This window comes from Roseiconus nitratireducens, from assembly GCF_008629675.1.
GTDB classification, from domain to species: Bacteria; Planctomycetota; Planctomycetia; order Pirellulales; family Pirellulaceae; genus Stieleria; species Stieleria nitratireducens.
This window is the reverse complement of sequence record NZ_VWOX01000001.1, coordinates 354,020-380,816: the sequence shown is the minus strand read 5'-3', so window position 1 is coordinate 380,816 and position 26,797 is coordinate 354,020. Positions and strand designations below refer to the sequence as shown.

The window sequence follows — 26,797 nt, the reverse complement described above, 5'->3', positions numbered from 1 at the left end:
CCTGCCCAAACCCTGTCGGACGCGTGAACGGTCAAGACGCCCCGTCGACAACCAGTTCGGCTTCTTCGACACCGGTCCACCAGGTTTGCAAGTATCGCAGCGGTCGGTTGGGAATTCTTTTTCTCAGAAAGGCCAGAAACGGAAGTTGGTTGGTGACTTCCCACAACATGGAGACGCGGGCGATCGCGATCCGCAGCGATGTTTCGTCGTCGATGCGATACTCCAACTCCGCTCCCAGGTAATTCATGAACTGGAACGGTTCGATGGCCAGCACGTCCCGCCGCTGCACCTGGTAGCGCGCCGAGACGCCTTCGATCCAAAGGCGTCCCTGAGTTTCATCCATGCGAACCAGAACGTAGTCGTCGCCGTCGATCTGAATCTTCATTCTGGTGCGGTCGGTGTCGGAAACCTCCGCGGCGAACACGTCGCCATCGGGCTGGTCCAACAATTCTTTGCCGCGCCAACCGATGCACCAGGCCACCAGGTAGCGGTCGAGCAGCAGTGGCAGAAAAAACATCGCGATTCCCGAGAGCGAACTGGTCACGGCCAACAGGGTCAACAAGGTGGCACTGATGTCGTCGGCTTCCTCGTCGACGAACGAAAGGATCGCAACACCACCTCCCAGCAGGGCAAACCCCAGCACGAGGGCAACCAGCATGGTCTTGCCCGGAGTCCAGCCTCGTACCGGTCGATCACCGACGGGAACACAAAAGGACTCCTCGGTCGCAAACAGGTCGTCCGGAAAGTCGTCGCGGAACTTGCGCACCGATGCCTGCATGGCCGGATAGCGAAAATCACTTTCCCAGGTCTTTGCCGCCATGATCGATCTCGTTGGTGAAGAGGGCGATCCATCTTAGCGGATCGGTGGTCCGCGATGCTGTCAGCCCACGGTGGGAGAGCCCATGATAGAATGCTCTCCTTCGCAGCGAGATGCCCGTCACGATGCTCCACCGCATCGACGATGGCCCGATCACCACATCGTTGGCACCGCTTCGACGCCCGCCCCTCCCACCACAATCCCCGCGTCCGCTGCCCAGAACCTGTCCCTGGCGTCATCAACGCGTCCGACCGGCACCCATTCCCCCTGGAACGAGTCATGTGGAAAAAGCTTTGCTACCTGCTTGCGATCGCACTTCCGGCACCGGCGACTTGGGCTGAAACTGTCCCGGAGTTTTCCTGGGATGCGGTGCAAATCGATCGCATCGATATCGGATACGGGCTGGCGTTGGATGACGTCAACGGCGATGGCAAGACCGACATCGTGCTGGCCGATCAGCACACCGTCCAGTGGTACGAAAACCCGACCTGGACCAAGCACGTGATCGCCCGAGACCTGACCAAGCGCGACAACGTCTGCGTTGCCGCCAGAGACATCGACGGCGACGGCAAGTGTGAGATCGCCGTCGGCGGACAATGGAATTACAACGAAAGCGTTAAAGACGGCGCGGTATTTTACCTGATTCCGCCGGAGGACCGAACGCAGCCATGGAAACCGGTCCGATTGCACAACGAACCCAGCGTGCATCGCATGCACTGGATTCGTGCCCCGGGCGAACAGTACCGGTTGGTCGTCAAACCGCTGCGAGGACGCGGCAGCGTGGACGGCAACGGCCCCGGACTGCATGTGTTGGAGTACTTCCCGCCGACCGATCCGACCGAACCTTGGGACTACCGCGTTGTCTGCGACTTCCTGCACCTGTCGCACAACTTTCATCTGGTCAACTGGGACCAGGACGATGAGGAAGAAATGATCATCGCGGCCAAGGAGGGCGTTTGGCATTTCGACCGCCAGGGCGACACGTGGCAATCGCAACAACTGACCGACAAGTTTGCCGGCGAGATCCGTGACGGCCGCCTGCCCGGCGGCAAGCGATTCATCGCCGCGGTCGAACCCAAACACGGTGCGACCTGTGCGGTCTACACGCAACCGGATTCGCCCGACCAGCTTTGGCCTTCGTTGAAGGTCCTGGACGAATCGCTGAAAGACGGACACGCGCTCGCGTGCGCGGACTTTTTGGGAGTCGGATCCGACCAGGTCCTGGTGGGGTGGCGCGCAATGAACACTCCCGGGGTCCCCGGGATTAAACTGTTCAGCCCGTTGAATGATTCCGGCACCGAGTGGGCTGAGACTCGGATTTCCGGGGAACAGGTTGCGGTGGAGGATATCAAGGTGGGGGACCTGAACGGCGACGGAAGAATTGACATCGTCGCGGCGGCTCGTCAAACCAAGAACCTGGTGATCTTCTTCAACACCACCGACCCGGCGTCCGCCCAGGGCGGACAGTAACCCGCGCGATCTGAATGCAACCGTTTGCCTTTCCCTCCCTCCCAATCCCCTCTTTTTCGACCGATGAAATTTACACCGTTGCTGCGACTGGCCGCGTTCTCATTGCTGTTGTCTCCCTGGGCCGATGCGGCGCGACCCAACATGGTTTTCATCCTGGCCGACGACCAGGGATTTGGGGACGTCGGCGCGCTGAATCCGGAATCCAAGATCCCGACACCCAACATCGACCGCATCGCAAAGGAAGGAATGATCTTTGAGGATGGCCATTCGTCTTCCTCGGTCTGCACGCCGACGCGTTACTCCGTTCTGACCGGCCGTTATCATTGGCGGACACGCTTGCAACGTGGCGTGCTGGGCGGATTCTCCCAACCTTTGATCGCGCCCGATCGCATGACCGTGGCCTCGATGCTGCAGCAGCAAGGCTACGCGACCGCTTGCATCGGAAAGTGGCATCTGGGTTGGAATTGGCCGCTGAAAGACGGCGGCACAGCGGACGACAAAGGCAACTTTGCCAGCAGCTACGCGCAGGGTTGGGATGTCGACTACCAGGCTGACATCCAGAACGGTCCTAACACCGTCGGTTTTGATTACTTCTTCGGCATCAGCGCTTCGCTGGATATGCCGCCGTACGTGTTCGTGCGCAACGGGCGGCCGACCGAAGTCCCGACGGTGGAGAAAACGTTCATCCGCAAGGGCCCCGCGGCGGAAAGCTTCGAAGCGGTGGACGTGCTGCCGACGTTGACCGAAGAAACGGTCAAGTTCATCGACGAGCATGCCGGCGGTGACCAACCCTTCTTCGTCTACTTTCCCCTGAACGCTCCGCACACTCCGATCGTGCCGACAAAAGATTGGCAAGGCAAGAGTCAGGTGAACGCTTACGGTGACTTCACGATGCAGGTGGATTGGACCGTCGGCCAGGTTCTGGAAGCACTCGACAAGAACGGCATTGCCGACGACACGCTGGTGCTGTTCACGACCGACAACGGCTGTTCTCCGGCGGCCAAGATTGATGAACTGGAAGCCGCCGGTCACGACCAGAATTACATCTTTCGGGGGCACAAGGCGGACATCTTCGACGGCGGACACCGCGTTCCGTTTTTGGTCCGTTGGCCCGGCACCGTGCAACCGGGAACACGCACCGACCACCTGGTCGGCCAGATCGACTTCCTTGCAACGGCGGCGGAAATCACCGGAGCGGACATTCCCGACGATGCCGCCGAAGACAGCGTTTCGTTTCTTCCCACCCTGCAAGGTCGCGCCAGCAAGTCGGCACGCGATTCGATCGTTTCTCAATCGATCGGCGGTCAATTCGCGATCCGCGACGGGAATTGGAAGCTGTGTCTGTGCCCCGGGTCAGGCGGCTGGAGCAGCCCGCGGCCGGGACGCGACGACCTGTCCGGATTACCGCGTTACCAACTGTACGATCTGGCGCAGGATCCCGGCGAGCAGCAGAACCTGGTCGACCAGCACCCGGAGCGAGTCGAAAAAATGATGGGGATGATGCGCGACGCCATCGATCGGGGACGCACCACGCCCGGGGAAGCGGCGACAAATGACGTCGACGTGGTGATGATCAAACCCGTGGCCAAACCTCGCCGCAAGCGTTGACCGAGGCTGCCCGCCCGGATCCGACCGAGAAAGTCAATCGCGAAGTTGTTGGTACAACTTCGCGCGTGCCAGACGCCAGTCACGCTCGACGGTGCCTTCGCTGACGCCCAGAACCTCGGCCGTTTCGGGGATCGACAGGCCGGAAAAGAAACGCAGCTCAACCACCTCGCGTTGCCGCGGCGAGTCTTTTTCCAACGCCTCCAAAGACGCTTCCAGATCGACGAATTTGCACCCGTTGCTGGCTTCGAAATTCTCCAGCACCACGTCCAAAGAACCACGTTCGTAGTCGCCGCCGCGTTTACCGGTGTTACGTCGCCGGGCATGGTCAACCAGAATCTGCCGCATCGCACGGTTCGCTGCTGCGAAAAAGTAACGACGATCGGTCGCGTTGCCGATTGCGTCGGAGTCCAACAAGCGGATGCAGGCTTCGTTGACCAGGGCGGTGGCTTGCAGCGTGTGGTCGGCGCGTTCGCGACGCATCAGAGCGGACGCCATCTGGCGCAGCTCCTGCTGGAGTTGCTGAAACAACCGCTCCTTGACCGAGTCGTTTCCCCGGCTCAATTCGCGCAGCATCATCGAGACATCTTGCTCGGGCTGATTCATCTGAGGCGACCTTTCAAAGTGGAGTCCCTGCCGGCGTCTCGCCTGAACGGCAGTCTACTCCGAATGTCGGTCGCAAACCTCGGCGAAGTGCGATGATTCGCAAAATGTGCCGGTTCTAACTGGACAGCACCACTTTCAATCAAGAATACCGTGATTTGCAGTGCGATGAGCGGCACGGCGCTGGCCGCCGGTTGAGGCGAGAAAACCCGCGGCTAGCGTCACGCGGCTCACCCAAAGTGGCGCTGTCCAGCTAAGGACCGGTCAGCACCCTCAACATCGCGTCGGCCAGACGATTCTCTGCCGCATCATCAAACGCCACGAACATCGGAAACGAGTTGATCTCCAGGAACACCGGAGTCTCAAAATCATGCTGACAACGAAAGTCCAGCGCGCAGTAGTCGAATCCGATGGTTCCCACCAGCTGTCCGATCCGCTCGGTCAATTCACTGTCGATGACGTCGCCCGGAACCTCCATTGCGAAGACCTGGACATTCTGATCGGTGCGATAGTCGATTGCCGTCGTCGAAAGATGAAAGGCAAACAGTTCGCCTCCGATGGAAAACACACGCAGATTCTCGCCGGCCAGTTTCTCCTGCACGAACTGCGGGACCAACGCGGCCAGCCGCTCCGGCGTGCGATCCATCTCGCCGATCACCAGCGTGTGGTCGCCGCCGGCCAGCGGTTTGATGATCCTTTGGTGGGGATCGGGGACGGTCGCCAACGGTGACAGGTCGCCCAGCACCAACGATTCGGGAATTCGAAAGCCGCAATCTTTTGCCCGACGCAGGTTGCGAGACTTGTTGTTGGAATCGCCCGCGACGGCGCGATTGAGCAAGCGGATCTCCGGCCACGCCAAAGCGAACGATTCGACGGCGTCGAACGCGGCGTGGTTCTGCGCCGGGTCTCCCTGGAAAACGTTGTACCGCAAGAAAACGGATTGGGGGCGAATCGAATCGCCCCCCAAATCGATGACCGGTGACTGGAAGTCCCACGCGATTTGCCTGGCGTCCGGTCGGTCGGTGTCCCAGAACACATAGTCCTTGCCGCGCAGGTGCGCCTGGTCCACGATCCGCTGCGTGTTCGGATCCGACTCGCCGCCCACGATCAGTAATTCGGTTGCCACATCCGTCATCAAGCTGAATCCTGTTTCGGGGTCGACACACAGCCGGTTCATTTACCAGCGGCGAAAACTCTTCCAGTTTTGCGGCAACACGTTTCGGATGCCGGACGGCTCGGAGAACCGCGGGAGCACGCCGCCTTCTTCGCCGACAGCCTGGGTGGTGGCGGGCGGTGTCGGCCGCGATATCGGTTTTCCCCCCTCCTCGCCGACGGCCAGCGTGGTGGGTGTCGGCCGACCGGTGGACTCTTCGCCCCAAGCCCGCGTGGTGACCGACGATTCCTCGCCCACACGATACGTCGTGGGACGCGGCGTCGGACAGGTCGGAGCTTCCTCGCCGACGGCCAGCGTCTTCGGCGGCGAACCGCCTTCTTCACCGACGGCCTGGGTGGTCACCGGCGGACGCCCATTTTCGCCCACGGCCGCCGTCGGAGTTGGATTGCCTTCCTCTCCGATCGCGTACGTGGTCACCCGCCCGGGCGGGTGTGGATCGTGCGTGGGCAGATGGGGCAAAGAAGATTCCCCGTGCGTCAGCCGCGCACGGTGGGATCCCTCTTCGCCATGCCGCAGCGTCGTGTACTGACGACCGGACGGGCCATCCTGTGCCGCAGCCTGGGTTTTTCCAAGCAATTGGTACGCCGCCGACGAACTCAGTCCCAACGCGACGGCACGGCGCAACAGGCCGCGGCGGTCCAGGCGGCCACGGCGGGTCTGGTCGACCATTTGGTCCAAGGAATCGCCTTGTTTTTGAGGTTGGTCGCACATGATGGATCTCGGTTTAGAAGCAGTTGGGTTGGGTGTGTCGTTGCCGGACCGGCTTGCCAGTCTACTTGCAGCCGATCCCAGAAGGCGTGATTGGCCTTCGAAAGAGACCTGCGAGAACGCGGTCAGATTCCCTTAACGGAATATCTTTTTTTTGTGGGGCGTTTGTCCGGGTATCCATCGACAGGTGAAACGGTCGGGCCGTCGGCCCTGGCGGGGGACGGATCGGATCGTTTTCCCAGGCCGCAGGCCGGGGGAACCTGAGGCTATGACCCCATTGCTCGGGCTGAAAGCCCGACGTTTGCCACTCACTGAACGACGGGCACCCCGAGGGCTGAGCGAACTTCGTTCTTGGCGGCCGTCGGCAAATCGCTGGCATCCAATTCTCGCTGAATCTGCGCCAACGTTCCGCGAAACCGGACCGGCTGCGGCGTCAACTCGGGCATCGACATTTCCAGCGAAATCTGGTCACCGGTACGACTGATCGATACCGCCCGCCCACCGACTCCACCCCGCACTTCGGATCGACTGGACGCCGTCACGCCGCCGCTCGGAAAGGCCCGATTCGGCTGGACCTCGGTTCCCCAAGACTCATCCGGCCACCTCGGCTCGCGGCCGGTCAACGGAGCGCGACTCGGCGGCAGCATTTGCATCCGGCCCCGGCGGAGCACGACCATCGGCAGCGAAGGATCGGGTGCCGGCACTTCGCTCTGCCGATCCACGATCCGCCCGTTGCACTCCAACAAGATGTCGCCGGGGCGCAGGCCCAGTCGGGCGGCGTCGGAACCCGTCAAAACGGACTGGACCAACTGTCCTTCGCTTTCCGGCAGGTCGGGCAGATGCATTCGCAACAACGTCGGAACGGGAGCCAAAACCAGCGGAGGCTCCGGCACGGATTCCGTCGCTGCAGCCGGTCCGGACTCCTCGGCCGGGGAAGGCGGTTGTGCGAGGGCGGCCATGGAAAGCAATGCCAGGGCGGTCAAACCGCTGAAAAGTCGGATGGTCATCGGAGATATCCCGTGAAGGGGTGAAGGGAATGGCAGTGAGCGAAGACTGAGATTTGAAAGGGCCGGAAAGCGGTCCGGTCGGAAAGGTCATGGACCAAGTCACCGACCAGGCCGACCACACCCGGCACGCCAAAAACCTCCGGCGTCAGAAACGCCGGAGGCCGCGAGCGATGGGGCGGGGGTTTAGCGGTGGAACATTCGAATCACGTTGCGTTGCGTCCGAGGTCCGCGGTAAGTCGACTGTCCTTGGAAGTACTGGCCTTGCGAGGACTGCACCTGTGTCGGCTGCTGCGGGAAGCCGTAGTTGTTGAACTGACGGGTGTGGCTCTTGGAGTAGGCTTTGGTGTTGGTCCCGAAACCGGTCGACTGGCTGCCACCGTAGACCTGTCCGTTGCGAACCCCGGTCGATCCGCCGCTGATCACGCGTCGGTTGCCGCCTTCGCTGACAACGCCGCCGTGGCTGACGTGGGTCCCGTTGCGGCCGATGTTCAGCTGCAGGTTGTGAGCGGCTCCGACCGGCCCGCCGCCGACGCCGATGGAATTGCTCAGGGCGATCCCATCCGGACCGGCTCCGACGGCGAAGCCGTGACCGAAGTCAACGCCGTTCTTGGATTTGCTTTTCGATTTTGCGAACTGAAGCATGCTGCCGCTGGCGTTGGCACCGGCTCCCACCTTTCCCCGGCCGATGTCGACCCAGGATCCGGCCGATTGAGCCGAGACGTTGGTGGCTGACAGAGCCAGCACGAGAGCGAACAGGACGGCGGGGGCGGCGATGCGGAGGGTCAGGCGTTTCATGGCGAATTCTCAGTGGGTTGGAGTGTTTCTGGCGAACGGAAGTGCCCTTTCACCAGACCCCTGCGTGAGACGCCGCCAGCCCCCTTAAAAGAAATTGAAAAACTTTTGTGAGCCGATCTGGAACGCCCCCGGGATGCGGAATTTCGCGTCCGCCGCAGTCATCACCTTCCCGCCGCGCGCCCGCTACGCCGCCGCAATTGGGCCCTGCGAATGGCCGGCGACCCGTCCGTGACCGATACAATGAGTCGTTTCAACGTGCTTTCGGGTCAAGATTTCCCCGAGGACCTTCATTCCCCTGGCCTGAGATTCCCCTACCTGGAAGTCCCTGGCCTGAGATCCCCTGATCTGCAACTCGCCGACCCGCAATTCCCTGATCAACCGCTGCGAGGACGATGAAAGTCATCTCCCTGAACTGCAATCACTGTGGGGCGCCGCTGGAGGTGCCCAAGAAAGCCCGGTTCGTCACCTGCGGGTTCTGCGAAAGCAAGCTTGCAATCGAACACTCGGGCAACACTTACTCGACCGCCGTGATTGAGGAACTGCAGGAAACGACCCAGCAGCTGGCGCGCGACGTGGCCCGGATCAAATCCAGCTCCGACATCGAACGGCTGGACGCCCAATGGGAGCGGAAGCGCGAACAGCACATGATCACCGGCAAACACGGGGCCAAGAGCTTGCCCAGCAAAGGCGGTGCGATTGCCGCGGCGGTCTTCATGGGCGGATTCGGATTGTTTTGGACCGTGTTCGCGTTCTCGATCACCCGCGGCGCCTCCAGCGTGGGCGCTCCCGGCGCGGTCAACATCTTCCCGCTATTCGGATTGTTGTTTGTCGGGTTCGCAATCTTCGCGGCGGTGTCTCAGTTCTCCAAGGCGGAGGCCTACGAGCGAGACCTCAAACGCTACCAGAGCGAGCGTCGGCGGCTGGTCAACGACATGCAGGAAAGCGACTGACGGCGGCCGGAAACGCTCCCGCAAACCATTCAGTTCGAACGTTTCGGCGACGCGTCGGGATCCGAACTGGCCGGTTCGTGACCGACCGACTCCAAAAACGCGATCAGATCTCGAAGCTCGTCCACCGTCATGGTTTCGGACAGCCCCGACGGCATCAGGGAATCCGACAGGGCACGGTAGGCTTCGATCTCGTCGCCATCGAATCGCCGGTTCTGACCATCTTCCAGCGTCAACACGATCGCACCGCCGGCCTTGTGATCCAATTGCAGGCCGCGATGAATCTGGCCGTCAGTGGTCAAGACCATCCAGGCCTGGTACTGCGGCGGGAATTCGGCCGACGGATCCAGAATCGAGTCGATGATTTGTCGACGAGACTTTGAGACCGAAACCGAACCCAACCCCGGTCCCAAGGTGCCCCCGCGTCCGTCCAAACGATGGCACTTGGAACAGCCGACCCGAGGGTTGAAAAAGACATGACGTCCCAGCATCGCGTCGCCACCTTGGGCCAACACTTCGCGCCACCGGGAAATCGATTCGGGACGATCGTCTTTGGGTTCCGGCTGGAGGGCCTTCCGCACAGCCGGACGTAATCGTGACAGGTCGGCGGCGGCCGAACCCTCGTGAACCGTCTGGTCCCAATGCCGAAGCGTCCTCGCCGCTTGCACCGCGACTTCCAGCGGTGACGCATCAAGCAAGTGCCGCAGAGCCGATTTCGTTTCCGGGTCAGCTACCTGCTGGCCGCTGGCATCGACCAGCGCCAGCGCTTCGCAGCGGATGACGGCCGACCGCGAGGCGTCGGCAGCGATTTCGATCAACGCCTTCCGCACCGATTGGCCCGCGGTCTGTTCGATACGCGACAACCCTTTCATCGCCGCGATCACCAGCGTCTGCGCATCGGAGTCAGCATCAACATCCAATAGCTGACGCAAGAACGCTTGTTCGCGTTGACACGTCGGGTCGTCAAAACGCTCAATGGCTTGGGCCCGCACCGACGCGTCCATCGCTGGATCCTTGGCCACGTGAATCAATACGTCCGGATCCAACGTTCGTGGAATGGATTTCGCCGCATCGGCCCTGCGCTGTCGATAGGTTGTGACAAAGTCCGGTTGCAATATCTCCACGGTCGCCAAATAAGTCGCGAACAACTCCGGCGTCACCGGCGTGATTTCAATCACCCGTTGCAATTCGACCGCGAGCGAAAGATCCAAAGTGTCACCGGCCCAGATCAAGGCCGCTTGCCGGATTCGAGGATCGGGATCCGTCAAGAATTGCCGGACCTGTCCGACATCCCCTAGGTGGGCACGCTTGCCGGAAAGTAACGCCGCCATCCGTTGGCGAACGTTTCCGGAACCACACCGTTTGCGAAAATGCTCCATCTGCGGTTCAGCCAATCGCATCACCGCCACGTGATCCAGCATCGGGTTGGAAGCCTCGGTTCCGGCAAGCCATTCAACCAGCCGCGCACCATCGAAAGCTTTGATGGCAGCGATCTGGCGCTCAGCAGAATTGGTTTGGTATCCATCGAAAGACCGGAGGGGATGAATGCGTTCCACATTTGAATCGGTTGAAATCCGCCAGATGCGTCCGCGACCGTGATTGGGATAGTCGACCAACACCCAATCGGTCAGGTACACATTCCCGTTTCGATCGCTGTCGATGGCCACCGGTCGAAAGTCGGTGCCGCCGCTGATCAACACCGATCGCCCGGTCACCTCGCCGGTGTTGGCATTCATTTCAAATCGCTGGACGGAGTTCTCATTCCAGATCGTCGCCAGGACACTGTTGCCGTAGTCGGACGGAAACGACGTGCGTTGACAATCGATCAGCCCACAGGGTGCTTCGCCCGTGCCGGCCAGGAAGGGCAACGTGCCCGGCAATCGGCCGTCCCAGCCCTGGTAGGGATGCGTTCCGTCGCCACCGAACAACGAACGATATCCGTAGTCACCGCCCCGGATGACGTGCACCAATCGGTTGGGTCCTCGGGCGTCGGGATCGTTGTCCAGCAACAACAAGCGGCCCCAGCGGTCGAAATCCAAATCAAACGGATTCCAGAACCCGGTCGCGAATTCGGCCAATTCTGATCCGTCGGGTCGACAGCGGACGACGCTGCCGCCATCACCGTAGCCGGCCACCGCGGCCCCATCGGCAGCAACCAATCGGTAGGCCTTCGATGCCGTATTCCCGCGCGCGACATACATCCAACCGTCACGATCGAAGGTGATCGCCAACAAGCAGTTGTGGGCGTAGCGTTCCTTGGTCTCCAAACGCAACACTTCGCTTTGGGTTTCGAAGATGCCGTCACCGTCGCGGTCAAGCAACTCGAACACTTGGCGGGCGCAGACGACAAACAATCGCCCCTCGGGGCTGAACGCCAGGTTCATTGCTTGATGCAATCCATCGGCCACGACCGTCACGGAGTCGGCGTGGCCGTCGGCGTCGCGATCGTCAAACACCTTGATGCGATCGCTGCTGGGTCCGGGATAGTCTTCGGGCGGATGGTGCGTGTGTGATTCGATCACAAACAATCGGTCGTCGTCGGCAACCGCCAACCCGATCGGTGTTCGGATCTCCGGATCTTCGGCGAACAGAGTCAACCGCAGGCGCGGATCGGCCAGTTGTGGCTGGTCCGAACGGCAAATCTGTTCGCGGGCAACGAAGAAGGGCAGGGCGAACCAAAAGATGACCCAGGGACGGTGCAAGCGGTGATGGGCGTTGGTAAGCATGGCCGAATCATAGCCGATTCAGCGAAGCAACCTGGACACGTTGGCCTTCCTGCAACCCGTGCGGCGCCCCAAATCGTCACTCGCGGCCGCGCGGCGGCTCGGACAACGCGTCATAGCGAAATCGATGATCCGGCGCGAACAGCCGGTGCATCGCCAGGTAGACGACCAGCACGGTTCCCAAAGCGGTGGCTCCGGCGATCAGGAACATGATCACAATTTGGTACCGCACCGCCTGGGCTGGATCCATCCCGGAAACCAATTGACCGGTCATCATCCCGGGCAAGCTGACCAACCCCACGATCATCATCGAGTTGACGATCGGAATCATTCCCGTCCGAACGGCTTCTCGCATGGATTCTCCGGCCGCCTCATGCCGGGTGGCGCCCAGGGCGAGCAGGGTTTCCACCCGGTCGCGATGCCGTAGCAGCGATTCCGACAGCGTGCTCAAGCCCACGGAGATTCCGTTCAACGTGTTTCCCAGAACCATGCCCAACAGCGGAATCGCGTATTGGGGCTGGTACCACTTTTCCAGACCTTGTAGCACGAACACCAGGACGTAGGCGGTCACCAACCAGGCGCTGGCCATGACGGAACTGGTCGCAATGAAGCGGATCCCAGGAAACGATCGTCTGCTACGGCCTGCGGCGGTCATCCCGGCGATCACGGTCATCAGCGTGGCTATCAACAGCACCACGTACCAACGGTCGATCCGAAAGATCCAATTCAGAATCAAACCCAGCAACGACAACTGCACCACGGTTCGGACGCTGGCGATCAGCAACGTCTTTTCCATCCGCAAGCCCAACCAGATGGAAACACCCGCGTTGATCAGGATCAGCAGGCTGGCCAGGGCGACCTGCCCGATCGACAGTTCGACATACTCAGCCATCGCTGTCCTCCTGAACGGACAGGCTGCCGCCGCGCATCCGGTACACCGTGTCCGCAATGCGGCGGGTGATGGCCCAATCGTGCGTGACCCACAGGTACGCCCGATGGTCCGGTCGCTCTGAATGCCAGGCGGTGATCAGCGACGTGACCTGATCGGCCGTGGTCGGATCCAGCGATGACGTCGGTTCGTCCAGCAACAGGGCCGACGGTCGCAACTGCATCGCGCGGATCAGCGCAACCAGCTGCATCTCTCCACCGGAAAGCCGGTCGCCGCGTTGATCCAGAAACGATTCGTCGCGTCCGACCTGGGCCAGCCATTCCAACACCGCATCGCGATCGAATTGCCGATCCCGGTGCACCCGCAAGGCGAACGGGATTCGCAGGTTGGCTTCGACGGTCCCTTCGAAGACGGCCGGACGCTGGGCCACGTAGATCAGATCGCTGCGGTACTCGGTCGCCGTCGCGGGCGTGATCGGTTCACCGCGCCACCGCAAAGTCCCCGCGTCGATCGGTTCCAACCGTGCCAGGCTGCGAAGCAGCAGCGATTTCCCGCTGCCTGAGCTGCCGATCAGGGCGGCGCGATCGCCGCTGCGGAGCGTCAAGCAGACCTGGTCCAACAGGTTTCGCGACGCGTGGCGCCGCGAAACGTCTTCGGCGGTCAGCAGGGGCTCGCCCGCGATCAATCATCCGCCTCGGCAGCACCGACCGGCTCGCCGGCCTTCCAACGCAGAAATGCATCCAGAAAGCCTTGCAATTCACTTCCGTCCATCACGGCGTGAAAGTTGCCGACGTAATGTCCCGTGCGGGCATCCTTGACGCGTTGGTCGGGATGCAGGAAGTAGTTCCGGATCTGGCTTCCGAATCCGGTCTTGGCCTGCGTGGAATACTTCTTGGCTTCCTCCGCCTCGCGTTTTTCTTCTTCCAAACGTGCCATCTTGGCCCGCAGCATCTTCCAAGCCGTGGCGCGGTTTTGGTGTTGGCTGCGTTCGTTCTGGCACTGCACCACCGTGCTCGTGGGCACGTGGGTCAGCCGGATCGCGCTGTCGGTTTTGTTGACGTGCTGGCCGCCGGCACCGCCGGCCCGGTAGCGGTCCTCGCGAACATCCTTCTCCTGAATGTCCACTTCGATGGAATCATCGATCTCTGGTGCGACGCTGACCGCGGCGAAACTGGTTTGACGCTTGCCTTCGCTGTTGAACGGGCTGATGCGAACCAGGCGGTGCATGCCTTCCTCGCCTTTGAGGTAGCCATAGGCCATCGGGCCGCGAATCGCGATGGAGGCACTGTTGATTCCGGCTTCCTCGTTGTCGGATCGATCCAGGAGTTCAATTTTGAAATCCTGCCCGACCGCCCAGGCGGAGTACATGCGGAGCATCATCTCGGCCCAGTCGTTGGCATCGGTCCCGCCGTCGCGGGCGTTGATCGACAGGATCGCACCGGCTTCGTCGTTGGGCCCGCTGAGCAGTGCTTTGAGCTCCAAGTCATCGAGGATCTTTTCCAGCCGGCTGATTTCCGCCTCCACCTCGCCGGCAACCGATTCGTCCTCGGCAGCCATCTCCATCAACGCGGACAAATCCGCGGCGCTGCTGGACAATTCGTCCATCGGCCCGACAATGGACTTGAGCGACTTCAGCTGGCCGACCGTTTTTTGCGCCGCATCGTTGTCGTCCCAAAAATCGGGTTCCGACATTCGGGATTCGATTTCTTCGATCTGTTGGGCCTTGGTGTCGTGATCGAGGGATTGAGAAAGCTGTTTCAGGCGATTTTTGATCTCTTCACTACGCTGAACCAATTCGGCGTCCATCAGTGATCATATCCTTTTCGCCGCCGGCGAATTTTTTTGTTTCGAACAGAATCCAGGGTCAAAACTATACATGGCACGTGTTGTCCTGGCGATGAGTGGCGGGGTTGATTCGAGCGTCGCGGCGCACCTGTTGTTGGAGGCAGGGCACGACGTGATCGGTATTTTCATGCGCCACGGGGAAGAGTCCAGCCAGGTCTGCCAGGTCGATGCCTCAGCCGGCGATCAACGCCCCGATTCCTCCCCGGCCCTTCCCGTGCTGGGGGGGCGGGCGGATCACAAACAGGGCTGCTGCACCGCCAGTGACGCCGCCGACGCCAAACGTGTCGCGGCCAAATTCGGCATTCCATTTTACGCGTTGGACCTGCAGTCGGACTTCCGACGGATCGTCGATTATTTCGTTGACGACTACCTCAACGGTCGGACCCCCAATCCGTGCGTCAAGTGCAACCATTGGATCAAATTCGGGCGACTGTTCGACTACGCCGACGGCGTCGAAGCCGACTTTGTCGCCACGGGACACTACGCCCGCATGATCGACGGACAACTGCACCGCGGACGCGATTCCAACAAGGACCAGTCCTACGCGCTGTTCGGGATCCGCCGCCCGCTGCTCGCTCGGATGCTGCTGCCGGTGGGAGATTATCGCAAGAGCGAGATTCGTGAGATCGCCCAAAGCCTTCAGTTGGGCGTGGCGGGAAAGCGTGACAGCCAAGAAATCTGCTTCGTGACCCAAGGCCACCACAGTGACTTTGTCAAAGCAAAGCGGCCCGAGCTTGTTGGGTCGACCGCTGGCGAATTCGTCACCACCACGGGCGAAGTCGTCGGTCACCACCAAGGTTACGAAGCGTTCACGGTCGGACAGCGGAAGGGCCTGGGAATCGCGTTGGGGACGCCGCATTTCGTGATCCGCATCGAACCGGAAACCAATCGCGTGGTGCTGGGCGACAAGCAGTCGTTGGCCCGCGGAGAATTGACCGCGGTCGATGCCAATTGGCTGATCGATCCACGCCAGTTGAACGGTGACGACGGCGCCGGCGACGATCTGGCCGTCCAGATCCGTTACAACGGCTCGCCCGAACCCGCCAGGATCGAATTGGATCCGGATGCACCGGAGCGGTTCGTCGCTCGCTTCATCGAGCCGGTCGAAGCGGTCGCGCCCGGGCAGGCCGCCGTGGTTTACAGGGGAACCCGCGTCATCGGCGGCGGCTGGATCCAATGATCCGCGCGATGCAGCTGCCGGCGTCCGACGGTGGCGAAACTGTACGTTCCACGCTCTGGCGAGCGTGGCTACGTTTTGTACGTCTGGGCGAGCGTGGCTACGTTCTGTACGTCTGGGCGAGCGTGGCTACTTCGATGGAACGCGGTGAAGTCACCGCTTGACGACAATCCCATGGGCAGACAGAGTCCAGTTCCGGGGGCGAAGCGACCGGATGGAAGACGCGACCGAATCGGGAGGACCCACCGCATGGCGAAGAAAAAACGTTCCACACTGAAACCGACCGATGCGGAGTCATCGGAACCGCTCGACTTTGAAGCCACGTTGGAGGAGGTCGAAAAGGTTGTCACGCAGCTCGAAAGCGGACAACTTGGCTTGTCAGCCTCCTTGGTCGAGTACGAAAAAGGGATCGAGAAGATCAAACGGTGCCACGCGGCACTGGAGCAGGCGGAGCGACGGATTTCGGTTTTAATGAGCGTGGACGAAGACGGAACGCCGACGGTCGAGCCCGTCCCCGGTGAACCCGTGCCCAGTGAACCTGCGATCGGTGAACCCGAACCGGGCAAAACGACGACGTCGAACGCGGCACGCGACAACACTTGCGGGGAAAACGATCCCCCCGCAAGCGAGGTGGACGATCAAACAGGGCTGTTTTAGACTCTATCATTCCTCGCGAATGCGTTGCATTTGACATCTCCTGATCCGCGATCTCTTTTCCGCATTGTCAGCCTTGCCCTCCGATCCGACCGAATCACGGACCCGCCACCGGAATCACGCGCCGCAGGCAGCCGAATCGACCGTTCCGGATGCCGACATCTCGGCGGAGCGTCCGCTCGACGGTGTCGACAATCCTGTCGACGTTCAGGACGCCCTTGGCGATCTCTTGCCATCGATCGAACAGGCACTCGCCGAGGCGTGTCGGTTCGGCGAAGGATGCCCCGCGCGGTTGGCTGATGCCATCCGATACGCCGTGCTGGCACCGGGCAAACGTCTGCGTCCGGCTTTGGTCCTGATGGCCGCGGAAGCCTGTGGCGGGTCGGCCCGGCAGGCGATGCCCGGAGCGGTGGCGGTCGAAATGATCCACGCATACTCGCTGATTCACGACGATCTCCCGGCGATGGACGATGACGATCTGCGTCGTGGACGTCCGACCGTGCACATCGAATTTGACGAAGCCACCGCGATCCTGGCCGGAGACGCCTTGCAACCGTTGGCGATCGCCCATCTGTGCCGCCATTTATCCGATCCGGCGGTGATCGCCGAAGCGGTCCGGGTGTTGGCGACGGCGGCCGGGCCGGAACAGTTGGTGGGCGGTCAGGCCGATGATCTGGCGGCCGAAAAAGAACACCCGCCTGAATCCGATTCGCAACAACGCCCGGCAACTTTGGCGTTGCTGGAATCGATCCACCGCCGCAAAACCGGCGCATTGTTTGCCGCCTCCCTGGATTTGGGGGCGATTCTAAGCGGCGCTAGCGAGCCCGAGCGGCGGACGCTGGCCGCTTACGCCGCCGATCTCGGATTGGCGTTTCAAGTCGTAGACGATTTACTGGACTATACGGCCGACGAGGCCGAGATCGGAAAACGTGTCGGAAAGGACGCCCAACGCGGCAAGCTGACCTACCCGGGGCTGATGGGACTGGACCCCGCTCGGACCCGTGCCCGGGAACTGATCGCATCGGCCCGCGGCCACCTGGCGGTTTTCGGCCAGGCGGCATGGCGGTTAGAGACGCTGGCCCGATATGTTTTGAACCGCTCACGTTGAGGAGCGTCCGCGCTTCGACGCCCCACGATTGACCCCCAGCAGGACGGCGCATTGAACGAACCGAAACATCCCAATTTGGCAAGTCTGGAAGACGCGACGGCGTTACGTGAGTTTTCACAGGATCAGCTGAAAGCCACTGCGCTGGAAATCCGCGACGTCCTGTGCAATTTGCTGGCAACGCGGACGGCCCACTTCGCCTCCAATTTGGGCGTGGTCGAGCTTTGTCTGGCGTTGCACTGCGAATTCGACTTTCGCAAGGATCGGCTGATCTGGGACACCGGCCACCAAATCTATCCGCACAAATTGGTGACCGGCCGGTACTCGCAATTCCCAACCATCCGCACGCAGGGGGGCCTGATGGGCTACCCCAACCCGCACGAGAGCGAATACGACCTGTTCATGACCGGCCACGCCGGATGCAGTGTCAGCACGGCGGTGGGGCTCCGCAGCGGCGACCTGATGGTCGGGCAGGGCGACCGGCACACGGTGGCGGTGATCGGTGACGGTGCGTTTCCCAGCGGCATCGTGTTCGAGGCTCTGAACAACGCCGGGGAATTGAAAGACGACCTGACCATCGTGTTGAACGACAACAAGATGTCGATCTGCCCGCGGGTCGGCGCGGTCGCTGGCTATCTGGATCGGCTGCGGAGCAACCCCTACTACACCGGGCTGAAGACCGAAGTCGGCAAGTTGCTCGAACAGATTCCGATGTTTGGCGATCCCGCCGAACGGTTCCTGGCGCAGATGAAAGAGGGCGTCAAAGCCGGGTTGCTCGGCGGCATGCTGTTTGAAGAGTTGAATATTCGCTACGTCGGTCCGATCGACGGCCACGACATCACGTTGCTGCGAAAGTACCTGGCGATGGTCCGCGAGATGAAGGGACCGGTGCTGTTGCACGTGGTGACGGAAAAGGGGCACGGCTACAAACCGGCGGCTGCCGATCCGGTGTTCTTTCACACCCCGCCAGCCTTCGAAGACCAGGATGGAAAACCGGTCACCCGCAGCAGTGATGGGCTGCCGGCGTTCACCGTTCACGCTCGCGATGCGATCGGCGAGGCGCTGGCCGCCGACGAAAAGGTTTCGGTGATCACCGCGGCGATGTGCCAGGGAAACAAGTTGGAACCGATCCGCGAAAAGTTTCCCAACCAGTTCTTTGACGTCGGGATCTGCGAATCCCACGCGGTCGCCTTCGCCGCCGGGCAGTGCAAAGCCGGTGCGAGACCGATCGTCGACATCTACAGCACGTTTCTGCAGCGCAGTTACGATCAAATCTTCCAGGAGGTCTGCCTGCAGGACCTGCCGGTCGTGTTCATGCTGGACCGCGCCGGCCTGACCGGTCCGGACGGCCCAACACACCACGGCGTCTACGACATCGGCTACATGCGGCTGTTCCCCAACCTGGTCGTGATGGCACCGGGCTACGCCGAAGAGCTTGGCATGATGCTCCGGTTCGCCCTGAAACAAGATCACCCCTGCAGCATCCGTTATCCCAAAGCGTCGGCCATGAAGTGCTCGCGGTCGGTGCCCGCGATCGAATTGGGAAAAAGCGAAGTGGTTCGCCCGGGCGAGGACGGCACGATCGTCGCTTTCGGAGCGATGCTGGAAAATGCGCTTGCCGCAGCCGAATTGCTGGAGCAGGAGTTGGATGTGGAGGTCGTCAACGCCCGATTCGCCAAACCGATCGACGCCGCCATGGTCCGCCGCTCGATCACCAACGGACGATTCGTGCTGACCCTGGAAGAAAACACGGTCGTGGGCGGTTTCGGGGCGGCGTTCCTGGAATCTGCGGTCGCACAACGTTTGGACACGCGGGGCGTGCAGGTGCTGGGATTGCCGGATACCTTTGTGGAGCACGGTGATCGCAATGACCTGCTGCAGCAGAACGGGCTGAGCCCCAAAGCGATCGCCCAGCGGTGCCGCGAAGCTGCCTTGGCGTCCGAGGCGGCGGTGCCGTGACCAACCTGTCCTGATCGGCTTCATGCCGAGGCAAGAACCTGATCGGCTGCCTGCCGATCAAGCACCTGAGCGGTCGTATGCCGAGCAAGAAATCGACCAAATCGTCGCCTAAAAAAACCTGGCAGCAAAGCGATCAACCGCGACCCCGCGTTGTGATTCTGGGGACGCCCGGCCGAGAACGGGTGCGTCAGGAAGCCGTCCGGCTGGGTCCGATCATTGCGCAGCACGCCGAAATCGTCGCCCAAGATTTTTCGTTCGCCTACTCCTTCGACGATCCCGACATCGACCTGGTGATCGTGCTCGGCGGGGACGGTTCGATTCTGCAAACCGCCCGGCAGTTGTCTGGCCGGGAGATCCCGGTTCTGGGAATCAACTGTGGCAACCTGGGCTTTCTTGCGGCGCTCTCGCCCGACGACTTTCTGGAAGTTTGGCCGCAGGTCAGCTCTGGAAAATTCGCGATCGTCGACCACCTGATGTTGGCGGTGAAGCTGGTGCGCGACGGGAACTGCATTGCGGAGCAGCTGGCGCTCAATGAGGTCGCCGTGCTTGGCGGTCCACCCTACCAGATCCTGGGCATCGATCTGTTTGCCGACGGAAACCTGGCCACACGGTACCGCTGCGATGGGCTGATCCTGGCAACGCCGGTCGGTTCGACGGCGCACAATCTGTCCGCCGGCGGCCCGATCTTGCGGCGAACCTTGGACGCGGTGGTGATCTCGCCGATCAGCCCCCACACGCTGACCTATCGTCCGCTGGTTGATTCAGCCGATACGCGATTCGAGTTGACCGTCAGCGAACCCAATGAATCGACCAGCGTTGTCGTGGACGGCCGGATCCTGGGCCAGCTGCACGCGGGCGATCGCGTCCAGGTTGCACGGGCGCAGACGTCCTTTCAAATGCTGTCCGTCCCCGGCCAAAACGACTACCGAACGCTGCGGGACAAGCTGGGCTGGGGCGGATCGATCTGAATGCCCGGGACGCACCGTCTCCAAACGCCACCGGCGCATCACGCCACCGGAAACCTCCGGTGGCCGTGAGGCCCTGCACACCGAAATGACTATTTGCGGGCCGTGCGGACGATGTTATCGACCAGCCGTTCGGTCATTCGGGCGCGGTATTCCATCAGGCTGTTGTTGCCTTGAAACCCGACGACGGTTTCGTCCCAATTGAGTTCCTTGCTGATCATGTGACCGGCGTCCAGGTCGAATTTGATTTCGCCGTTGCTCAACTGCTGAACCACTTGCGCCTGCACCGAAGGTTCGTCAATCGGCGTCAACGGCTCGCTGCGGATCGACAACGTTGCCACGCCGGTCGACACCTTCTCCAGGGTGTACAGTTCACGAATCTTGATCGGTTTGACCAGACCCTCATCGGTGCGCGTTTTGATTTCGCGAGGAACCGACCAGGAGTCACCGACGGCGATCGGTTCTTCCGGCAGCGCCAAACTGAGTGATCCCATCCCCAGCGATGCCTTGCTGCCGCCGTTGTCCACGCGGTTGGTCTCCTGGCCGCGGGCGTTGATCGAGACGGTCGACAGGGTGTGGCCGATCCGCTCGGCGACCTTGGCGAACACCGGCGGGGCCAGCTCGCCGGAGGTGCTGGACCAGCGGACTTCTTCCTGATCGCCCTGCTTTTGAGTCATTTCCACCGAGTCGACGACGTGATCGAAGGTCATGTCTTTGTCGTTCACGTCGGCGACTTGCCAATGCCGCTGGCTGACGGTGTGGACCTGCGAGGATTCTTCTTTGCCTTGAAGCCGCGTCTTGGTCTTGGCGACGTGCGTGACTTCATAATTCAGTCGCTGGCCTTCGGTCAGCGAGTAACGCAGCAGGTAAGTCTCCGGTTCGGCAGTTGTCGCGACCTTGCAAACGAAGGTGCCAGAGAGCGCCAGGGCAATCATCCAAATGTTACGGCCCACAATCCATTCTCCTATTCTCGGCGGCGAAATACTTGGGTCGTGAAACTCGCAGAATCACCGACAAGTCGCAAGAGAGATTTCACCGTGGCGAGGCGTTACAAGTTGGACCGGACTCGCGGGCTGTCGCCCCTGCGGGGCTGGAAAAAAGGGGGCCGGCAACCGGGGACTGGCGTCCCCGGCAAGGAGCTTTCGAGCCTTCGGCTCATGAAAGCCGGCAAAGGTCTGGCAACCACCGGCCAAGTCAACGTGCTGCGTACCTGCCGTCGCGATCGCGGCGGAAAGCCACACTCCAGCCGGAGGTCAACGATCCAGATCGGCCATCTGCGAATTGATGGCCAGCCAGCGGTTGGTCAATTCCTTCAACTTGTCCGTCTGCTTGCCGCTGAGGTTCCGTTCTTCCTCCAGGTCGCTGGCCAAGTGATACAGCTCGAGCGGCTCGCCATGCTTGGGTCGAACGATCTTCCAATCGCCACTGCGAAGTGCCTGCTTGCCTCCGGGCATCCGCCAGAAAATCGTCTCATGGCCCTTGGCGATCGGGTCATTGATCCAATCGAACAGACACTTTCCATCGGAGGATGGATCCGCCGGCAGTCCGGCCAGGTGCAAGGCGGTCGCAGCGATGTCCAGACTGAGCACCGGGCGCGGTTCGGTCTTTCCCTCGGGCAAGCGTCCGAGAAACGACCAGACCATCGGCACCCGCACGCCGCCTTCGTACAGCGTCCCCTTTCCGCCCCGCAGCGGTGCATTGCTGCTGGTCAGCTCCTCAGTCGGTCCGCCGTTGTCGCTCAAGAACACGATCAAGGTTTCGCGTCGCAAACGGTGTTCATCGATCGCCGCGGTGATTGCTCCCACGCCGCGATCGAGGGCGACCAGCATCCCGGCAAAAATACGGCGTTGGACGTCTTGGATCCGCCGCAGCGCTTCGACGTCGTCCAGTTCCGCTTGCATCGGGCTGTGCACCGCGTTGTAACACACCATCAAACAGAACGGATCCTGATGATGTTGATCCAGAAAATCGACCGCCTCTTCGGTGATCGCTTCGGTCAGATAACGAGACTCTTCGATCACGTCCCGACCACGAAGGATGGGGTTGTCCTGGTCGTAGGCGGGTTCACTGATCCGGGCATAGTTACCGCGGATCAAATTGCCCTTGCGAACGCGTGTTCCGGCGGCCAGGGAGTTGTCGCGAATCATCGTCAGGACGTTCTGATGCGGCGGCCCGGGCACGTAAAAATGGCCCTCGTGAAGGAAGCCATAGAAGCGGTCAAATCCTCGACTGAGAGGATGCATCGGCTCCGTGGCTCCCAGGTGCCACTTCCCAATCAGTGCCGTCTGGTAGCCGGCGTCGTCAAGCTTTTTGACGAACGTCGTCTCGCTCAGCGGCAATCCCGCACCCGGCAACAAATTTCGTTTTCCGGTCGGGTTGATGTCGTAGCCGAATCGAGACTGATAGCGTCCCGTCATCAATCCGGCCCGGGACGGGCTGCAATAGGAGGAGGTCACGTAGCCGGCCGTGCAGCGGACGCCGCTTGCCGCCAGCGCATCGATCTGGGGCGTCGGGATCTCACGATTTCCCATCATCCCCGTTTCGCCATAGCCCAAATCGTCGGCAACGATGACCACCACGTTCGGAGGATTCTCCGCGGAAAAAGCCACGGAAACGGCGGACGCGAGAGCAAACAAGGCGAGAAGGAAAGACGTCGACTTCATGGCACTTGGGTTTCGAGGAGCGCGCGGGGGGGAACCGATCGGCGGGGCTTTCAGTGTAAGGCAACGACGGTCGTCCGATTCCGACTGGACACCGAAACGCTGAAGAAAGATCGGAGCCGAATCGTCCACCTCCCGTGACTCTTACTCCGAAACGGTCGAGCGCCGGCGCGTCGCGGGCGATGTTTCCCTCGCGATCGCTGGACCTTCCACTCGGACGGAAACAGAAAGGAGAACCGACACAACCCCTTGGCCCCAACGACGAACTGTCCGCCTATCGGCTGGCAACCAGAATCTGGCCGACGAACAACCAGACGAAGGTGAAGAGAATTCCGAAGGCGGTATGAATCATCTCAGTCGACACGGCAGTCTTAGGGGATGGTGGGACAACGCTTGAAAGGGTTGAGCCGCACTCCATGGCAGACGCGGAGGTCAGCGCGATCTGATCTATCGCTTTGATCGCAGCCGACGGACATCCAGTTTCACGCGCAGATTGTTTCACCAAGCCACGTCACGCGAATTCGACCTTCGTGGTCGATACGTCTGTGGAAAGTGTTGCGCTGTCCAAGTCGAAGTGAGAACAAAAACTGGGCTCGCTCCAAACGATTCCGCGAAATCACGGTTTGGGATTCAGATCAGCGAACCCAAACGCTTCAGGAGCACTTTGCCGGCCAGGCAGAATGCAGCGACTGGGAAGTTGGCACAGATGGTTCGTCTGATGGCGTTCGATGCCAGGATGATCATGCCGGGTCGGAATCTGGCCGATGCCGATCGATGACACGTGCCATTGGACGCGCGGGGGTCGATTGCGCGCCCAACTCCCGCCGGCCATGCCAGCGCCCCTTTCCTGGATATTTCATGTCGGCCGACTTGATCGACGAATCGCCAAGCCCGCCCGATTTCGCCCGCGACATCGGCGCGATTTTGTTGATCGCGCTGACGGTGCTGCTGGCGGTCTCGCTGGTCACGCGTGACGCCTCCGATCCGATCGAAACCCCGCTGTGGCCGATCAGCGCGTTGCACGTCCCCGACCAGTTGGTTTATCCGCCGGCGGACCAGATCAGCAACGCGTGCGGCTATTGGGGAGCGTTGCTGGCTTCCGGGTTGACGCAGGCCCTGGGCGTTGCGTCGGCATTCCTCGTGGCGGTCAGCGGCGGGGTCTCCGTGGCGCTATTGCGACGCGGACACGTCCGCGCGCCGGTGCTCAGATCGCTTGGCGGAACGATCACCCTGGTCGGAATCGCCGGAGTCGCCGCCATGCTGCCCCTGCAAATCGAAGGCATGCCGATCGTGGGCGGGGGCGGCTACCTGGGCGCCATGGTCTCGACTTGGCTGTTGGAGCACTTCGCTCCATTGGGGGCCTGGATCTTGATCCTGACGGTGCTGGCGATCGGCCTGCTGCTGACCACCGACTACGCCATTCTGTACGCCAGCCGAAAGATTTTTGCCGGCGGGGCCAAGGTTTCTCAGGCCGGCATGCGACGTGCCGCCGGGGCGATGCCGCCGCTATTGCGGAAACGGCGGCAACCGTTCAACGACATCACTCAGCCGTTTTCCAACGCGGACGAGTCCGCCGAAGGCTCGGCCGATGAAGAAGTCGAATTCGATTCGGCCGACGAAGCATCCGAGGAAGAAGAATCGTACAGCGAACCACGGATCAAGTTCCGCAGCGGAAAACGCAAGCGGGGGCAGGGACGTCCGACGCGCGACCAAGCGTCCACGTCGGTCGCGACTGTCGATCATGACAATTCGGCCGAAGACGTGGACCAGGGCGAAGAAGCTTACGATGAGGAGGAGTTTGACTCCGATTCGGAGACGGACGATCAGCCGGCGATCCGCGAGATCGAGGTCGAAGACGAAACCGTGGTCCTGCGTGGTGACGCCGAACACAAGGTCGCCGGTCCCAAAATCCGCCTGCCTAAAAAGCCCAAGGGCGAGGACGAATTGCAACAACTCTATGAGGACGTGGTCGAGAATGCTCCCGCCGGCAGCGAAGAATACCAACTGCCGCGGATTGAATTGCTGGAAGCCAGCGACGACATTGACTACGACGAACAACTCAGCGAGGTCCGCCGCAAGGCCAAGGTCCTGGAAGCGACCTTTCGTGACTTCGGCTTCAACATCCGCGTGGTCGAAATCGAAACCGGCCCGGTGATCGCGCAGTACGAAATCGAGTTGGAAGCCGGATTGCGGTTGAGCAAGATCACGGGGCTGGCCGAAGACCTGGCGATCGCCTTGCGGGTTCCGAGCGTCCGGATCGTGGCACCGATTCCCGGCAAGAACACCGTCGGTATCGAAGTCCCCAACGAAAAGCGTCAGGTCGTGCGTCTTCGCGATGTGATGGAAGAATCAGACACGCGATCGCTGAAGATGAACATCCCGGTCTTCCTGGGCAAGGACGTCTCGGGCAACCCGATGGTCGTTGACCTGGCCAAAATGCCCCACCTGCTGATCGCCGGTCGGACCGGTACCGGGAAAAGCGTTTGCTTGAATGCGATCATCACGTCGGTCTTGATGACTTGCCGCCCGGACGAAGTGCGGATGTTGATGATCGACCCCAAGATGGTCGAACTGAGCGGCTACGGAAAACTGCCACACCTGATGCACCCGGTGATCACCGACATGCGCAAGGCCGAAGCCATCCTGGCTTGGGCGGTCGAAAAGATGGAAGAGCGGTACTCGTTGTTGGCCAACGTCGGCGTCCGACACATCAACAGCTTCAACGATCTTGGACGAGACGAGATTCTGCGACGGCTGGAAGTCGATCCCGACGAAGACGACGGTAGCGTCCCCGACCGGTTGCCGTTCATCGTGATCGTCGCCGACGAAATGGCCGACCTGATGATGACCGCCGGAAAGGATGTCGAACAGCACATCATCCGGCTGGCGCAAAAAAGCCGCGCCGTCGGGATTCACCTGATCCTGGCCACGCAAAAACCAACGGTCGACGTGATCACCGGGTTGATCAAGAGCAACTTGCCGGCACGGCTGAGTTTCCAGGTGGCCAGCAAGACTGACAGCCGAGTGGTGCTGGACGAAAACGGGGCCGACAAACTGCTCGGAAACGGGGACATGCTGTTCCTTTGGCCCGGCACCAGCACGCTGATTCGCGGCCAGGGGACGTACCTCTCGGACGAAGAAATCGATTCGGTCTGCGCCCACTGCGGCATGGGCGAACAAAACTTTGTCGGCGAGTTGTTGAATCTGAAAGTTGCCGACGAGGACGGCGGGGACGGGCCTTCGATCGGCGAAGAACGTCCGGAGCTTTATGACAGCGCCGTGGAAGTGGTGATTCGCGAAGGCCGCGGATCCTGTTCTCTGCTGCAACGTTGCATGGGGATCGGGTACGGACGCGCCGCAAAACTGATCGACTTCATGGCCGAAGACGGAATCGTCGGACAGTACAACGGCAGCAAAGCGAGAGAAGTGCTGCTGACGATGGAGCAGTGGCACGAAATGCAGGGCATCGATCCCCCGGAAATCGACGACCCGTCCGAATCCACGACGCGGCAGGCGGGTTCATCTGATGACGATGAAGCGTACGACGAGTACGAAGACGAGGAAGAGGAAGAAGAGTACGAGGATTGGGACGAATGATCGACGCGGAAGTGCTGGCCCGGCGTGAGCCACCCCAAACGGTGGCACTGCCGTCGCGAGCTGTCGCCCCTGCGGGGCTGGAGAGAAAAAGGGGGTC

21 protein-coding genes are annotated in these 26,797 nt (G+C 61.3%); 9 read left to right on the top strand and 12 right to left on the bottom strand.

Annotated elements, in window-relative coordinates:
• Positions 1-31 precede the first annotated feature (31 nt).
• Positions 32-820, bottom strand: coding sequence for a hypothetical protein (locus tag FYK55_RS01230; RefSeq protein ID WP_150074177.1), 789 nt, complete (start codon positions 818-820; stop codon positions 32-34).
• Positions 821-1,096: 276 nt separating this feature from the next.
• Between FYK55_RS01230 and FYK55_RS01225 the strand changes: the two genes are divergently transcribed.
• On the top strand, positions 1,097-2,287 hold the full coding sequence (locus tag FYK55_RS01225; protein ID WP_161604240.1) for an FG-GAP repeat domain-containing protein: 1,191 nt from the start codon (positions 1,097-1,099) through the stop codon (positions 2,285-2,287).
• A gap of 63 nt (positions 2,288-2,350) precedes the next feature.
• Positions 2,351-3,895, top strand: coding sequence for a sulfatase family protein (locus tag FYK55_RS01220; protein ID WP_150074175.1), 1,545 nt, complete (start codon positions 2,351-2,353; stop codon positions 3,893-3,895).
• A gap of 33 nt (positions 3,896-3,928) precedes the next feature.
• Here the strand turns inward: FYK55_RS01220 and FYK55_RS01215 are convergent, their stop codons facing one another.
• The 5 genes from FYK55_RS01215 to FYK55_RS01195 all read right to left on the bottom strand — a co-directional run bounded on the left by FYK55_RS01215 (position 3,929) and on the right by FYK55_RS01195 (position 8,179).
• Positions 3,929-4,498 (bottom strand): ECF-type sigma factor, encoded by a 570-nt coding sequence (locus tag FYK55_RS01215; RefSeq protein WP_150074174.1) that lies wholly within the window; start codon positions 4,496-4,498, stop codon positions 3,929-3,931.
• A 250-nt stretch (positions 4,499-4,748) separates the two neighbouring features.
• A complete protein-coding gene (locus FYK55_RS01210) occupies positions 4,749-5,630 on the bottom strand; it encodes an ATP-grasp domain-containing protein (RefSeq protein ID WP_150074173.1) in 882 nt (293 codons plus the stop codon).
• A gap of 42 nt (positions 5,631-5,672) precedes the next feature.
• Positions 5,673-6,380: a hypothetical protein gene (locus FYK55_RS01205; protein WP_150074172.1), complete on the bottom strand. Its 708-nt coding sequence runs from the start codon at positions 6,378-6,380 to the stop codon at positions 5,673-5,675.
• A 305-nt stretch (positions 6,381-6,685) separates the two neighbouring features.
• Positions 6,686-7,384, bottom strand: a complete 699-nt coding sequence (locus FYK55_RS01200) for a PDZ domain-containing protein (RefSeq protein ID WP_150074171.1) — start codon at positions 7,382-7,384, stop codon at positions 6,686-6,688.
• 183 nt (positions 7,385-7,567) lie between these two features.
• Positions 7,568-8,179, bottom strand: a complete 612-nt coding sequence (locus FYK55_RS01195) for a hypothetical protein (RefSeq protein ID WP_150074170.1) — start codon at positions 8,177-8,179, stop codon at positions 7,568-7,570.
• 392 nt (positions 8,180-8,571) lie between these two features.
• On the opposite strand from FYK55_RS01195, the gene FYK55_RS01190 reads away from it, so the two are divergent.
• Positions 8,572-9,129: a hypothetical protein gene (locus tag FYK55_RS01190; RefSeq protein WP_150074169.1), complete on the top strand. Its 558-nt coding sequence runs from the start codon at positions 8,572-8,574 to the stop codon at positions 9,127-9,129.
• A 29-nt stretch (positions 9,130-9,158) separates the two neighbouring features.
• Here the strand turns inward: FYK55_RS01190 and FYK55_RS01185 are convergent, their stop codons facing one another.
• From FYK55_RS01185 to prfB, 4 genes are all read right to left on the bottom strand, one after another.
• Positions 9,159-11,852 carry a PVC-type heme-binding CxxCH protein gene (locus tag FYK55_RS01185; protein WP_150074168.1) on the bottom strand — a complete coding sequence of 898 codons (2,694 nt, stop codon included), beginning with the start codon at positions 11,850-11,852 and terminating at the stop codon, positions 9,159-9,161.
• A gap of 76 nt (positions 11,853-11,928) precedes the next feature.
• The gene (locus tag FYK55_RS01180; RefSeq protein ID WP_150074167.1) at positions 11,929-12,741 is read right to left on the bottom strand and encodes an ABC transporter permease; all 813 of its coding nucleotides are present in this window, start codon (positions 12,739-12,741) and stop codon (positions 11,929-11,931) included.
• Positions 12,734-13,423, bottom strand: a complete 690-nt coding sequence (locus tag FYK55_RS01175; RefSeq protein WP_150074166.1) for an ABC transporter ATP-binding protein — start codon at positions 13,421-13,423, stop codon at positions 12,734-12,736. Before FYK55_RS01175 ends, FYK55_RS01180 begins: the two co-directional genes overlap by 8 nt.
• Entirely contained in the window at positions 13,420-14,544 is a 1,125-nt protein-coding gene (gene prfB, locus FYK55_RS01170; protein ID WP_150074165.1) for a peptide chain release factor 2, read from the bottom strand. Before prfB ends, FYK55_RS01175 begins: the two co-directional genes overlap by 4 nt.
• A gap of 70 nt (positions 14,545-14,614) precedes the next feature.
• Between prfB and mnmA the strand changes: the two genes are divergently transcribed.
• The 5 genes from mnmA (at position 14,615) to FYK55_RS01145 (ending at position 20,446) form a co-directional block, all read left to right on the top strand.
• Positions 14,615-15,763 (top strand): tRNA 2-thiouridine(34) synthase MnmA, encoded by a 1,149-nt coding sequence (gene mnmA / locus FYK55_RS01165; RefSeq protein WP_150074164.1) that lies wholly within the window; start codon positions 14,615-14,617, stop codon positions 15,761-15,763.
• A 246-nt stretch (positions 15,764-16,009) separates the two neighbouring features.
• Complete coding sequence (gene xseB, locus FYK55_RS01160) at positions 16,010-16,417, top strand: exodeoxyribonuclease VII small subunit (protein ID WP_161604239.1); 408 nt, start codon at positions 16,010-16,012, stop codon at positions 16,415-16,417.
• Between the two features lie 64 nt (positions 16,418-16,481).
• Positions 16,482-17,522, top strand: coding sequence for a polyprenyl synthetase family protein (locus tag FYK55_RS01155; protein ID WP_235908328.1), 1,041 nt, complete (start codon positions 16,482-16,484; stop codon positions 17,520-17,522).
• Between the two features lie 51 nt (positions 17,523-17,573).
• A complete protein-coding gene (dxs, locus tag FYK55_RS01150) occupies positions 17,574-19,478 on the top strand; it encodes a 1-deoxy-D-xylulose-5-phosphate synthase (protein WP_150074162.1) in 1,905 nt (634 codons plus the stop codon).
• 77 nt (positions 19,479-19,555) lie between these two features.
• Positions 19,556-20,446 carry an NAD(+)/NADH kinase gene (locus FYK55_RS01145; RefSeq protein ID WP_150074161.1) on the top strand — a complete coding sequence of 297 codons (891 nt, stop codon included), beginning with the start codon at positions 19,556-19,558 and terminating at the stop codon, positions 20,444-20,446.
• Between the two features lie 89 nt (positions 20,447-20,535).
• Here FYK55_RS01145 and FYK55_RS01140 read toward each other — a convergent pair whose 3' ends face one another.
• Both FYK55_RS01140 and FYK55_RS01135 read right to left on the bottom strand, forming a co-directional pair.
• Positions 20,536-21,396, bottom strand: a complete 861-nt coding sequence (locus FYK55_RS01140) for a hypothetical protein (RefSeq protein WP_150074160.1) — start codon at positions 21,394-21,396, stop codon at positions 20,536-20,538.
• A gap of 300 nt (positions 21,397-21,696) precedes the next feature.
• Positions 21,697-23,106 carry a sulfatase-like hydrolase/transferase gene (locus tag FYK55_RS01135; protein ID WP_150074159.1) on the bottom strand — a complete coding sequence of 470 codons (1,410 nt, stop codon included), beginning with the start codon at positions 23,104-23,106 and terminating at the stop codon, positions 21,697-21,699.
• Positions 23,107-23,961: 855 nt separating this feature from the next.
• Between FYK55_RS01135 and FYK55_RS01130 the strand changes: the two genes are divergently transcribed.
• Positions 23,962-26,700 carry a DNA translocase FtsK gene (locus FYK55_RS01130; RefSeq protein ID WP_150074158.1) on the top strand — a complete coding sequence of 913 codons (2,739 nt, stop codon included), beginning with the start codon at positions 23,962-23,964 and terminating at the stop codon, positions 26,698-26,700.
• Positions 26,701-26,797: the final 97 nt, after the last annotated feature.

What these genes read in the sequence shown, in the direction of transcription:
- FYK55_RS01145 (WP_150074161.1), top strand. Translation starts at nt 19,556, where the DNA reads ATGCCGAGCAAGAAATCGACCAAATCGTCGCCTAAAAAAACCTGGCAG.
- FYK55_RS01195 (WP_150074170.1), bottom strand. Translation starts at nt 8,179, where the DNA reads ATGAAACGCCTGACCCTCCGCATCGCCGCCCCCGCCGTCCTGTTCGCT.
- FYK55_RS01130 (WP_150074158.1), top strand. Translation starts at nt 23,962, where the DNA reads ATGTCGGCCGACTTGATCGACGAATCGCCAAGCCCGCCCGATTTCGCC.
- FYK55_RS01180 (WP_150074167.1), bottom strand. Translation starts at nt 12,741, where the DNA reads ATGGCTGAGTATGTCGAACTGTCGATCGGGCAGGTCGCCCTGGCCAGC.
- FYK55_RS01230 (WP_150074177.1), bottom strand. Translation starts at nt 820, where the DNA reads ATGGCGGCAAAGACCTGGGAAAGTGATTTTCGCTATCCGGCCATGCAG.
- FYK55_RS01200 (WP_150074171.1), bottom strand. Translation starts at nt 7,384, where the DNA reads ATGACCATCCGACTTTTCAGCGGTTTGACCGCCCTGGCATTGCTTTCC.
- mnmA (WP_150074164.1), top strand. Translation starts at nt 14,615, where the DNA reads ATGGCACGTGTTGTCCTGGCGATGAGTGGCGGGGTTGATTCGAGCGTC.
- FYK55_RS01225 (WP_161604240.1), top strand. Translation starts at nt 1,097, where the DNA reads ATGTGGAAAAAGCTTTGCTACCTGCTTGCGATCGCACTTCCGGCACCG.
- FYK55_RS01205 (WP_150074172.1), bottom strand. Translation starts at nt 6,380, where the DNA reads ATGTGCGACCAACCTCAAAAACAAGGCGATTCCTTGGACCAAATGGTC.
- prfB (WP_150074165.1), bottom strand. Translation starts at nt 14,544, where the DNA reads ATGGACGCCGAATTGGTTCAGCGTAGTGAAGAGATCAAAAATCGCCTG.
- xseB (WP_161604239.1), top strand. Translation starts at nt 16,010, where the DNA reads ATGGCGAAGAAAAAACGTTCCACACTGAAACCGACCGATGCGGAGTCA.
- FYK55_RS01220 (WP_150074175.1), top strand. Translation starts at nt 2,351, where the DNA reads ATGAAATTTACACCGTTGCTGCGACTGGCCGCGTTCTCATTGCTGTTG.
- FYK55_RS01215 (WP_150074174.1), bottom strand. Translation starts at nt 4,498, where the DNA reads ATGAATCAGCCCGAGCAAGATGTCTCGATGATGCTGCGCGAATTGAGC.
- FYK55_RS01190 (WP_150074169.1), top strand. Translation starts at nt 8,572, where the DNA reads ATGAAAGTCATCTCCCTGAACTGCAATCACTGTGGGGCGCCGCTGGAG.
- FYK55_RS01185 (WP_150074168.1), bottom strand. Translation starts at nt 11,852, where the DNA reads ATGCTTACCAACGCCCATCACCGCTTGCACCGTCCCTGGGTCATCTTT.
- FYK55_RS01210 (WP_150074173.1), bottom strand. Translation starts at nt 5,630, where the DNA reads ATGACGGATGTGGCAACCGAATTACTGATCGTGGGCGGCGAGTCGGAT.
- FYK55_RS01135 (WP_150074159.1), bottom strand. Translation starts at nt 23,106, where the DNA reads ATGAAGTCGACGTCTTTCCTTCTCGCCTTGTTTGCTCTCGCGTCCGCC.